At 34.3% G+C, this 12,358-nt stretch carries 11 protein-coding genes and 1 tRNA gene; 9 read left to right on the top strand and 3 right to left on the bottom strand.

The window, feature by feature from the left end; translation table 11 throughout:
* Positions 1–18: 18 nt before the first annotated feature.
* The gene (locus M2265_RS21900) at positions 19–618 is read right to left on the bottom strand and encodes an RNA polymerase sigma factor (protein WP_165905919.1); all 600 of its coding nucleotides are present in this window, start codon (positions 616–618) and stop codon (positions 19–21) included.
* 317 nt (positions 619–935) lie between these two features.
* Between M2265_RS21900 and M2265_RS21895 the strand changes: the two genes are divergently transcribed.
* The 7 genes from M2265_RS21895 to M2265_RS21865 all read left to right on the top strand — a co-directional run bounded on the left by M2265_RS21895 (position 936) and on the right by M2265_RS21865 (position 8,206).
* Positions 936–1,502, top strand: coding sequence for a hypothetical protein (locus M2265_RS21895; RefSeq protein WP_132770710.1), 567 nt, complete (start codon positions 936–938; stop codon positions 1,500–1,502).
* A 761-nt stretch (positions 1,503–2,263) separates the two neighbouring features.
* A tRNA-Leu gene (locus tag M2265_RS21890) sits at positions 2,264–2,345 on the top strand.
* Positions 2,346–2,665: 320 nt separating this feature from the next.
* Complete coding sequence (locus tag M2265_RS21885; protein ID WP_132770712.1) at positions 2,666–3,592, top strand: AraC family transcriptional regulator; 927 nt, start codon at positions 2,666–2,668, stop codon at positions 3,590–3,592.
* Between the two features lie 19 nt (positions 3,593–3,611).
* Entirely contained in the window at positions 3,612–4,658 is a 1,047-nt protein-coding gene (locus M2265_RS21880; RefSeq protein WP_132770713.1) for an NAD(P)-dependent alcohol dehydrogenase, read from the top strand.
* Between the two features lie 231 nt (positions 4,659–4,889).
* Entirely contained in the window at positions 4,890–5,468 is a 579-nt protein-coding gene (locus M2265_RS21875) for a YdeI/OmpD-associated family protein (RefSeq protein ID WP_132770715.1), read from the top strand.
* Positions 5,469–6,336: 868 nt separating this feature from the next.
* Positions 6,337–7,836, top strand: a complete 1,500-nt coding sequence (locus tag M2265_RS21870) for a PAS domain-containing sensor histidine kinase (protein WP_132770717.1) — start codon at positions 6,337–6,339, stop codon at positions 7,834–7,836.
* A 4-nt stretch (positions 7,837–7,840) separates the two neighbouring features.
* A complete protein-coding gene (locus tag M2265_RS21865) occupies positions 7,841–8,206 on the top strand; it encodes a response regulator (RefSeq protein WP_021188607.1) in 366 nt (121 codons plus the stop codon).
* A gap of 154 nt (positions 8,207–8,360) precedes the next feature.
* Here M2265_RS21865 and M2265_RS21860 read toward each other — a convergent pair whose 3' ends face one another.
* Positions 8,361–9,122, bottom strand: coding sequence for a metallophosphoesterase family protein (locus tag M2265_RS21860; RefSeq protein WP_132770719.1), 762 nt, complete (start codon positions 9,120–9,122; stop codon positions 8,361–8,363).
* 61 nt (positions 9,123–9,183) lie between these two features.
* Positions 9,184–10,329: a multidrug effflux MFS transporter gene (locus M2265_RS21855; RefSeq protein WP_132770721.1), complete on the bottom strand. Its 1,146-nt coding sequence runs from the start codon at positions 10,327–10,329 to the stop codon at positions 9,184–9,186.
* Between the two features lie 87 nt (positions 10,330–10,416).
* Here M2265_RS21855 and M2265_RS21850 point away from each other — a divergent pair, with 87 nt between their 5' ends.
* Both M2265_RS21850 and M2265_RS21845 read left to right on the top strand, forming a co-directional pair.
* Positions 10,417–11,181 carry an AraC family transcriptional regulator gene (locus tag M2265_RS21850; RefSeq protein WP_132770723.1) on the top strand — a complete coding sequence of 255 codons (765 nt, stop codon included), beginning with the start codon at positions 10,417–10,419 and terminating at the stop codon, positions 11,179–11,181.
* Between the two features lie 246 nt (positions 11,182–11,427).
* Complete coding sequence (locus M2265_RS21845) at positions 11,428–12,258, top strand: hypothetical protein (RefSeq protein WP_132770725.1); 831 nt, start codon at positions 11,428–11,430, stop codon at positions 12,256–12,258.
* The last annotated feature ends 100 nt before the right edge of the window (positions 12,259–12,358 follow it).

The raw sequence follows: 12,358 nt of genomic DNA, 5'->3' as shown, positions 1-12,358 counted from the left end.
AAAGCAAATTGCAACTGTCTAAAACAACAAGAATAAGGCAACCGACAAATAAAGCATAGGATTTAATTGTTGCTGCTGCATATGCGTTCGAACAAGTTTCAATGCTTTGCTTAATTGATTTTTAACGGTCTGAATTGATATCCCTAATTGTTCGGCGATTTCAAGATTACTGAGACTGCGCTGATATTTCAAGTTAAAGACTATACGCATGCGATCTGGCATTACTTCAATAGACTGCTCAATAGCAACTAAAACATGGGTGTAATTTTCTTCGTAGCCATCAACGGCAAAAATTTCCTGCAGACCATCGTGAACCAATAATGTGTATTGGTCGATATGTTTTTCATGAATACCTTGCTTTCTAAAATGCTGAAAAAGTTTATGATATAATACTGAAACAAGGTATGCACGTAATCCAGTATGTATCGTAACGGTGTGCCTTCTCTGCCAAAGGTCTACAAAAAGATCTTGTACAAGATCCATGGCTATATCTACATGCCCTGTTTTCTTAATGGCAATACGAAGAAGCATGCTCCAATAATGGTCATAAATCTCATCAAAAGCACTGTATTCTGCATTTAAGAGTCGATTTAATAGAATTTCGTCTATTGTTTTCACAGGCATATTCGTTAGATCAGAGGTTTTTCGTCTGCTGCAAATATCCTCCTTTAATATAAATTGAGTATTAAGGATAGGTGAAAAATCTATTAATCAATGTATTCAAAAATATATTTTTATTCCCTTCATTGATTTTATGATCTAGCTGTTACGAGACAGCTCTTCGTGCTAAATATTCAACCATAGATCAGGTTATTTTTAGTACTTTTATAATTTTTGAATAGAGAGGTACTGTTATGAATGATACTTGATAGATGTTGTACAGAATACAACAGTAAGACTATAAAATAAGCACGCAATCTCAAAATTAATAACATATGAAAAAATACATGTTACTCATAATAGCATACTTCGTAATCAGTTTGGCGAATGCTCAAGAATCAAATTCAAAAGCTTTTATGCAGGCTTTTAAACCACATTTGGGTAATTATTATGAAGGAATTATTACCGCTGGTGGAAAGGAAGGCGACGGATTTACAGGCAAACGCTTGTTGATGCAGGTAATGAGCTATAATGACAGTGAGGTAAAAGTGCCATTCTTTGTTGGAGACGACAAATCACGCACTTGGATCTTCTCTTTGAACAATAATCTTGTAGAGCTAAAACATGATCATAGAAAGCCGGATGGAAATCCTGATAAAATTACTTTTTATGGCGGAACCGCTACCAACGAAGGAACAGCTCATATGCAGATGTTTCCAGCTGATGCAGCAACCGAAGAACTTATCGATTACGCCGCTTATAATGTCTGGTGGGTAACAATTGATGATACCAAATTTTCGTACAACTTGAGGCGGATAGGTTCGGAACGGATATTTTCTGTAGAATTTGACCTGACAAAATCTGTCTCATCTGATTTTAAACCTTGGGATAATGCTAAGTAAAGCATCATTTATCCTTAACAGTACTTGGGATTTAATTATGGGCAATGCAAAAGATTCAGTAATAATATTTTATCGACGTCTATTATTAACTCTATGCTAGGAGGGTATTTTGTTACCACACATATCGATGTTAAATAATATGGAAAGAAAATGAACTCAACAAGGATCACGTTAATCCCTGTTGAGTGAATTCAACTGTACCATTATGAACATACAATTGAAATTTCATTTGATAATTAAAAAAGTAATATGCGCTACCAATCGATGGTCCTATTGTCACCATCAGCAAAGCATAAACATATCTCAATTATTTCTGAGGTAAAGATTAACATTAAATAAATAACCAAAGAAAAAAGACATTTCACATCGCTATCACACTTTTACAAAAAACTATAAATGAGTGAATTAAAATAGAATATTTCAACCCATTTACCAGGATTCTTGACGCGGTAATATTAGCTGTTTTATATATGAAACAGCCTTATAAAAAAACTAAATGGATACAGAACATTAAATGAATCTAGTTTTCGATTAATATGGGTGCTTTTGGGAGCAAAAGCTTCAACATAAAATCAAATTTTCAAAGCTTGATGTTTATTATCATCAAGCTAAAATAGAATTGTAAACAAAAAAAATGAATTTGCTAAAAAAATATCCTGCTCATAAACAGCATCATCTGTATCGGCCATAACGAATAAAAGCAGAATACTTGCAAAGTATAGGTTTCGTTTTTATATTTGCGACATCAAAGAAATCCTAATGCGGAAGTGGCGTAATTGGTAGCCGCACCAGACTTAGGATCTGGCGCCGCAAGGCGTGGGGGTTCGAGTCCCTTCTTCCGCACTTGATATCCTCCTGAGCTTAAAACCTCAGGAGGATTTTTTTATACTCCTTTCTGAAACATCAGACCCTCCTGCTTTTATTAACCCCAGCATTTTGAAAAAAATGGAGTTATGCATCTACTTTCTCGATAATGAAATAGAGCAACTATCTTAAATATTATTTAAATTAGCTATGGCGCATCTATATTGATTTCCACCTATGTGGATCATATTCTTATTTGGTGTGACCTTTGATTTTCATAAAAAACAGAAAGTAAATCATAATAGTTTGAAAAAGACAACCTGTACATTTGTATCCAATAAAGTATTTAATATCTCATTATGTTGAAAGCTTCGGATGTCGAAAAAATAGATTTGTTACGAAATTCAGAGGATTTCTTACCAGTAAGCCATGCCTACTTTGAGAATTGGAATATTCGTGTGGTGAGCCGAAAAGAGGATCCTTGTAAAAATTATTTGTCTCCACATCGTAGGGACTTTTATAAAATATTATATATTTCTAAAGGAACAGGTATTCTTACTATTGGTACCCACACTTATTATATAGATAATCCGACAATTATATTTCTGCATCCGAATGGAATAATCTCCTGGAAAAATCTTTCTGATGATTCTGACGGATATTACGTTCTGTTTAAAAAGCGTTATCTGGATGAGCAACCGATCTTAAAAGTTGCTATGGAAAAATATGAACTGTTTAGTAAAATAGAGAAAAATGTCATTCGATTGGGAGAAAATGATCTAGATCCTTTAAACCATTGGTTTGAAATCATGCTAAGGCAATATGAAGATCAGGATGATATGACGGAGGACCGCTTACAAACATATATGCAAATGGTGATGATCGAAAGTTTACAGGTTGCTAATTTTCCAAAACCAGATATTGTTAGTGATGAATATAGACAAATTCATGATTTTTTTCAATTACTGGAAGCAGAAGCTTCGAATATTAATAGACATAATCCTGTACGCATTAAAACAGCTAAAGAATTTGCCAACTCGCTCGCTATACATCCAAATTATTTAAATGCGATATTAAAGAAGTATACGGGGCAAAATGTAAGCACACACATTAAAAATCGGTTACTGGAAGAAAGTAAAGCTTTATTGATACAATCGGACTGGAGTTTACAAGAAATCGGATTTAGTATAGGTTTTGCAGATCAGTCCAATTTTAATCAATTTTTCAAGAAAAATATAGGCCTAACTCCGCAAGGATTTAGAAAAAGCTATCAAATAAAAAATTAGTTTATTTAAAACAGAATCTATGATTACAACAAAAGGATATGCGGCTCAGCAGGCTGGTGCTGAGCTTGCCGAATGGAACTTTGAACGTCGTGAACTGGGGCCTAAGGACGTGCAGTTTGATATTTTATTTTGTGGAGTTTGTCACTCGGATTTACATCAGATTAATAATGATTGGTTTGAAGGTTTATTTCCCATGGTACCGGGACATGAAATCGTAGGTAAGGTTGTTCAAATCGGATCTGAAGTCACGAAATTCAAAATCGGTGATTTAGCAGGAACAGGATGTATGGTGGACTCTTGCAGAGATTGTGAAAATTGTAAGGATGGATTGGAACAGTATTGTAAAAATGGTAACGTACAAACTTACAATGGTGTGAATCCGTACACGGATGGTATGCCTACATATGGCGGCTATTCTAAAACAATCGTGGTTAATGAAGATTTTGTACTACATGTGTCTGATAAGTTAGATTTAGCGGCAATAGCCCCTTTGTTATGTGCAGGCATAACTACTTATTCTCCCCTACGCCACTGGAAAGTGGGAAAAGGTCACAAAGTCGCAATCTTAGGATTAGGGGGCTTAGGCCACATGGGAGTGAAATTTGCTGTTGCATTTGGTGCTGATGTTACGGTGCTAAGTACTTCACCTAAAAAAGAAGCGGATGCCAGAAAATTAGGTGCCCACCATTTTGTTGTAACAACAGATCCAGAACAGTTTGAAGCGGCTAAAGGAACATTTGATTTTATATTAGATACCGTTAGTGCAGAACATGATATCGCATTGTATTTATCTCTATTACGTACAAACGGAACTCATATTTGTGTCGGAATTCCTGCAGTCCCTTCTCAAATACCGCCATTTGCACTATTAGATGGACGTAAAAGTCTAGCCGGCTCGGGTATAGGCGGTATTAAAGAAACGCAGGAAATGTTAGATTTCTGTGCTGAAAATAATATTGTATCGGATATTGAACTGATCGATATTAAAGATATTCATGAAGCGTATAAACGGATGGAAAAAGGCGATGTTCGTTACCGTTTTGTAATTGATATGGCAACGCTGTAATCAATACAAAATACTGTTTTATTTAAAGGAATAATAACTTCTATAAAACAACTATTGTTGATTAATGTAATATTAATCAACAATAGTTTTAATGTAAAAGAATATAACTAATGATAATGCTTCCTGTTTTTCACATGAAGTTTAGCAATACCATTCAGTTTATCATTACATATTACGGAATATCAAGACGTTCGATATTGAGCAATAAAACCTGAACTATCGTTTTAAATCATGAATCAAGAAATAGAGGTATTTTATCCTATTGATAGTAGAGCCTGGCGCGAATGGTTAATGGAAAACCATCAGACAAAACAGGCTGTATGGATTGTTTTTCATAAAAAAAGTTCTGAAAAAAAATCGATTACCTGGAGTGAGGCAGTCGATGTTGCACTTTGCTTCGGCTGGATTGACAGTAAAAAGATTTCTGTAGATAACGAAACTTCCCATCAATATTTTAGCAGACGTAAATCTAAAAGTACTTGGTCAAAAATCAATAAACAAAAAATAATAAATCTCATTGAAAACGGCCTCCTGCATGAAGCTGGTTACAACAGCATAGAAATTGCAAAGGAAAATGGTTTCTGGACACTACTGGATGAGGTGGAAGAATTGATTATCCCAGAAGATCTTGAAGCGGAATTTGCAACTAAACCTCATGCTAAAGTGTTCTATGTAAGTTTAAGCAAATCGGTAAAGAAAGCTATTTTACAATGGATTGTTCTTGCCAGACAACCGCAGGTACGACAAAAAAGAATCACTGAAATTGTCGAATGTGCAGAACAAAACTTAAAGCCGAAACACCTTCGATAAAACTTACTTACCAGGAAACAATTATATTATAGCGGTAATTATTCAAAAAGTTCCGAAAAATCAAAAAAATATTTATTTATATGAACTTTTTCTGAGCCCAAGTGTTCATCTCATATAAAGCAGCAATCAACATTACTTTTTATTAAGTATAAAACGATAAATGACGTAGTGCAGTAATAAAATCCAAGTGTCCCAAAACCATTTGGATGATGAAACAAAAAAGAGGAAACGATAAGAAACATAAAAATTACTGTGCAGTTGAACGCCAAGATAAAGGGTCTAATGAGAATTAGGCCCTTTTGATTTTAATCAATTTATAACAAAGGCCGGGAGATGAACTTTGAACGTAAAAGTTAAACAAGAAGATCGATTTATAAATTACATATAGCAGGGAATTAAATTTACAACGGAATTAAAGCATCATTTTTAAATGATCTTTAGCAACGAAATGTAATAAATTCGAATTTCCTTATGGCATGTAAAGAACAATCAAAAAATACCTGACCTTCATGAATTTCTACGGTTTATAACTACCACACTACGTTATATTCATCGAAAAAATACCGTTTGATCGACAATGCTAATTTGTTATAAATTATCTTTCCATTGGATGGATATAAAAAACTTAATTCACTTATTTTTAACCGTTAAAACCTCAATAAAGTCCGCCAAATGATGGCAAGATATCTTTAAATAAGATGATTATCGAGAAGGTTTTATGGGCAGTAAACGATCCGCTTGTAGAAAATTATAAAAGATGAGGTGCTTGTAAAGGCATAGTATTTGTAAAATTGATTCTATAATTAATATATTTTGAAATGCAGTCTATACATCCTGATAAAGACAGCATGTAACGAAAATAAATTTTATGATAAATGAGAATCTCCATATATATCTTCAAGCCTTAAATTCGGCAAACTCGGGTATTATTATCACAGATAATTTGCAACCCGATAATCCTATCATATATTGTAACAGCGCATTTGAAAAAATATCCGGCTATAACAAAGATGAAATAATAGGTCATAACTGTCGCTTCTTGCAAGCACAGGACAGATCGCAAGCAGAAAGACAACTACTTAAAGAAAGTATAAGAGATGGCAAGGAATGTAAGGTTGAAATTAGAAACTACCAGAAGAACGGTCAATTGTTCTGGAATGAACTAGTAATATCTCCTGTTAAAAATGAGGACGGGCTTATCACTCACTTTATCGGAGTGCAAAATGATGTAACACATCGGAAAAAGGTGGAGTACGATTTGCGTGAAGAGAAATCATCTGTAGAGGAAAAAATACAGCAACGTACTAAAGAATTGATGGGAAAAGAGGCTTTTTTATCTAGTATTATTCAAACGGTAAGAGAAAGTTTATTGGTACTCGATTCAAACTATGTTGTTTTAAGTGCAAATAATCACTTCCTCAGTTCATTCAAAGTTACCCAAGAAGAGACTGTCGGTAAAATACTTTTTGAACTCGGAAACCATCAATGGGACATCGATGGTTTAAAAGATCTCTTAACGAAAATATTGCCAACAAATAATCCGGTCACTGATTATGAAGTGGAGCATCATTTTCAACATATTGGAAAAAAAGTGATGCTTCTTAATGCTTATAGAATAGAGTTTGAAGGACAGTATAAGGATAGAATACTCATTGCTATAGAGGATATTACAGATAAAAAAGAGTTGGATCGCAGAAAAGATGATTTTCTTTCTATAGCAAGCCATGAACTGAAGACGCCGTTAACGACAATAAAAAGTCTGATACAACTGCTCCAGCGTATGGATCCTGTTAAAAATCCAGATCAGTTCACGACATCTCTCGATAAAGTTTCTATATATATTGAAAAACTAAATAAGCTTATTTCTAAATTACTGGACACATCAAAAATTCATTCTGGCAATATAGAATTACATCTAGAACCTTTTGAAATTGATAAAACTATAAAAGAAGCAATTGAAAACCTATCCGTGGTTAATCCTGAGTATAATATCTCATTTTCAGGATGCACAAATGCCAGCGTTTGTGGTGATGAAATGCAGATTTTACAGGTATTCAACAACTTAATTTCGAATGCAATAAAGTATGCTCCAGGATCTAAAAATATTGAAGTTTACATCAATGTTGTCGGAAATTTTGTGAAAATTTCGGTTAAAGATTTTGGAATGGGTATCAGCCACCAAGATAAGATCAAAATCTTTGAAAGGTTTTTTAGGGCAAGTAATATTCAAAAGAAATATCCCGGATTAGGAATCGGATTATATGTTTCTCATGAAATTATCGTGAATCATAAAGGAACGTTATGGGTAGAAAGTGAAGTGGGCGAAGGATCGACCTTTAATTTTACGTTACCCGTCATAAAAAATTAATGCTATGGATAAGAAAAAGATAATGATTTGTGACGATGATCAAGGAATACTTGATGTGCTCCAGATGTTACTGGAGATTGAGGGGTTTGAGGTTTTACCACAGATCAATAGTATTCATATTATTAATGAAATTTTAACACAATCGCCCGATCTTCTATTGCTGGACCTTTGGATGCCCGTCTTGCCGGGGGATGAGATTTTAAAAATAATCCGAGATAATCCGGAGATAAAAAAGTTACCCGTTCTTGTGATATCTGCAAGTGGGGATGGAAATAAGATCGCAATGGAGGCGGGAGCTGACAGCTTTCTAGCAAAACCTTTTGATCTAAACGAAATCATAGCAGAAGTGAACAGCTTATTACCAAATTAATGGTAATAAGCAAATTTTGAGGTAACCATTTTAGGTATATGAATATTACCTAGAAATACCTGTGAATGATTTTAAGCTTATGCTATGATCGATATTCAAAATCTTTTTAATGAAAACCAGTATGTTGCGATATCCTATTTGTGATAGCGTACACTCACTTATCAAAACTGATTAGGGTCCTGCTAATATGATCATTTTCGATTGCGATGAGGCCATACCCATAGATCTGATCATTTATAATGATAGTATCAACATCCTTTTCTATCTGATAGGAACAAGCAAGGGTTGAATATTGGAGTATATTTTTTTCAGAAGTGACATCTTCCATGTGGTAATGTCCGCAAAAGATAGTTACTTCATTGTCAATCTGAAGTAAAGCATATTTTATTTCGTCCCGTCTATTCAGAGCGGCACCAAGATGATCAATTGGAGTACTGATTTCTAAAATAGGATGATGCGAAAAAACAATAATTTTTTTTACAGTTTGCAATTGTTCTTTGAGCCATGTCAACTGGCCTGCAGTAATGGCGTTAGAAGATGTATCCAAATAAATATATCTAAAAAAGTCATCTTCCTGTACGTTTAGCATCTCCTGTGCATCTGATGCAAAATCAGAAATAAAATATTTTGAAACTTCTGAATAAGAATCATGATTACCGAGAATAATCCTGGGTTTGATACCATACGAACGAAGGGTATTAAAAAAGTCCGAATTTGATTCTTTTGACCCGATATCCCCGCCAAATACAACCTCAGTTATTCCTCTTTCAACAATATCTTTTAAAATAGCTGTTAAATTTTCTTTATGTGTATCAGGCTCTTCCCGATAATTCATTTTTTCAGAACCTAAACCGTCATGTACTACATAAACTTCCTGACCTAAATGTGTATCTGTAAAAAAAGCTATTTTCTTCATAATAATTTATTCCCTTGAATAGATCTGATATGGCGTAAAAGTAACAATTTTTTCAATAGTGCTAATGCGTGCGGGAGGTGGATTTTTTATATGCGCCAGCAAATAATATGGCCAATAGAGACGAAATTATAAGAACTAAACCAAAATCTTGAATCCACCCTGATGCTGTAAGACCTAAACCTATAAGTGTATAATAGAGTAATCCAAAGAGGGCTCCCGCAGTCCCAACAACATCCTTATACTTAATAAGTGCCTGACTTAGTATATTGGGTATTGCAATACTAAATGCAATCAGTATGAAAAGCATGGGAAATAAAAACCATAGACTGCCCTGCAATATAAAGATGCCTAGTGCACCGATTATAGAAATCGCCGATGAAATATAAATCAATCGATGTGCAGAAAAATTTAAATGAATAAGTTTTTTATTCAATACCCCCCCAGCTAATGAACCAATGGCAAGTAAAATGCCACTATATCCAAATTGTGTTGCGCTATGCCCTGATTGTTCAAATATAAATGGGGCTAGAGAATAGTAACTAAATAACATGATATTGAATAAGGCCACTAGTAAAGCACTTAACCAAATTATCCTATCATGTAACAGTTCCAGTAAAACGACTCCTACTTTTGGACGATCTCGCTTAAGTTGTGGTTTTGTTTCAGGCAGAAGCAGTATAATGCTAATCGATAGCAATACTGCAACCAGCAAAACAACCATAAATACCCCATGATAACCAAAACCTTTAGTTATAAAACCTCCTGCCATAAAACCGATAATAGGACTTAATGAGAGCGCAATGCCAATAATAGAAAAAACGTAACCAAGTTCTTCTTTTCGATATACATCCCGGAGGATCGTCTGTGTTATAATAGAGCCTACGGAAGCTCCAAAAGCTGCCACTACCCTAGCAAACAATATTATATTAAAATCTTTTGTTAATAGTGCCATAAAAGCTCCTATTGCATAAGTAAACAGTCCCAAGATCATAGCGCTTCTTCTCCCTATTATATCGGATAAAATGCCCCAAAAAATGACACCTAGTGCAAAAGCAATAAAATAAAATGATAGGGTTAATGAAGCCTGCTGATTGCTTACCTGAAATGCTTGCGCAATATTGGGTAATGCAGGGCTATAAATTGTTTCGACAAATTGCGGAAACATAATCAAGATGATTAATAGCATCAAATTTGGTTTATTTTTCATTTTTCACTTTAATTAATTTGCAAAATAACACATGATTTATCGTATCTTGTTATTGGTATTAAGACAAAAAATATCAATATTAAGACAATGACATACATAGCTAAAGATGATTACTTTGATCCCGACAAAATAGATGCTGCTGTAATTGGCATTGCGTCAGAATTGAATGCTCATGATTCAGGACGCCACAAACATCAAAAGGCGCAACTATTATATGCTCCTAGCGGATGCATGTCAATACGTACAGATAGTACACAGAGTTTATTACCGCCCACAATGGCGGCATGGATTCCACCAAATGTATTACATAGCGTTATGATTAGAAATACAGTCGCTTATCGTTCTATATATTTTGATCCCAACAAGTTCAAAAACCTACCTAATGAATTAATAATCATGAATATAAGTCCTTTATTAAAAGAAGTTATTGAACGCATATCGTATTGGCCCTGGGATATGCATTGGAGCAATCAGAAAAATATAACAGCTGTTTTTTTTGAAGAATTTCAGAACGCATCCCATGAAAACTTAACCTTAGTAGAGCCGTCGGATCCAAGATTTCAACCCTATATAGATCAGTGGAATATAGGGAAGTCAAAACCTCCGTTAATGAAGAAATTTGCGTTAGAAATCGGGATAACTGAAAAAACAATTGGACGCATTTTTATGAAAGAAACAGGCATGTCTTATCAGGACTGGAGGCAACAATGGAGACTGCATCGATCAATAGAATTATTAACCAATGGTAGAAATGTTAACGAAACAGCTGATGAATTAGATTTTTCTAGCCCGAGTGCATTTATAGAATTCTTTAAAAAATATCTGCGAAAAACGCCAAATCAATATTTATAATTTTTAATCTAAAAGAGCGAAAAGACTTAGTAGATCAACCCATTGATGTCAAAATGTAATGACCTCTTTCAATTTTCTTTTAACTCTTTGAAGCTGCTTTTCCAGCCATTGCATTTCTGTTTTTAATCAGATAATTTGATAGATTAAAAACCATTTCTAATGGCTATTTGTTAATCTTTTAAGCTCGCTAACAGGCAATATTTACGATAGCAAAATATAAGCAGGCAAAATTAATCTAACTTAACTATGAAACACATTTTAAAATTTACAATTTATCTCTTCACTTTACTGATATGCACGTCCACAGCTTTTGCGCAGCAAAAAGAAGATGTCATTTACCTCATGGACGGTGGACAGAAAAAAGGAAAAGTAATCACTATTGGAGACGAAATAGTCAAGTTTTCTTATACCGGTGAGGAGCTACAATATGAACTTAAAAAATCTTTAATTGATAAAATTGTATTTGCCAATGGAAGAGAAGAATCGTTTAAGTCAGCTGGTAACGCCAGCAGTACAGTCAATACAACAGCATTACAATCTAGCGCTATACAGGGCGGGAACAGACTTGCTGTTATTCCATTTGAAATTGCCAGTAATGACCAAGGGCTAACCACTGATGTGATGAGACGGGAAGTGCAGCAGGCCTGTGTCGATGCTTTAAGATCACGATCACTTTCTATTCAGATGCAAGATTCAAGGACGACCAACGCTACCCTTTCTAAAGCAGGTATTAATCTCGCTGATATTGCCAATCATACACCGGAAGAATTAGCAAAGCTATTAGGTGTAGATTATGTCGTATTAGGGGTCTATGATATTGAAAATAAAGGAACATTCAGCTATGGATCTGGTGTATCATCTTATGATGACAAGAAAAAAAAAAATAAAACAAAGGGTACTGTTGTACAATCAAACAATAGCTACACCAGTACAAATTATGATACAAAAGTCTTAATGACTATTTATGATGCGACTGGAAGACAACTGTTTTCGGACACAAGAAAACCATTTCTTGGCGGTGTTGACTCTTACAAAGGAGCACTAAAAACATTAGCCAAACGAGTACCTTTAAAATAATTATAGTTGACTGGAAATAAATAATAGTCTACTATTTGCTATATATAGAATGTAATAAGAAAGATTAAAAATAAGCGTGAAATAAGTCATAAAAAAACAG

Source organism: Sphingobacterium kitahiroshimense (genome assembly GCF_025961315.1).
GTDB classification, from domain to species: domain Bacteria; phylum Bacteroidota; class Bacteroidia; order Sphingobacteriales; family Sphingobacteriaceae; genus Sphingobacterium; species Sphingobacterium anhuiense.
The sequence above is the reverse complement of the archived record's forward strand: the minus strand, read 5'-3'. Positions and strand labels throughout refer to the sequence as shown.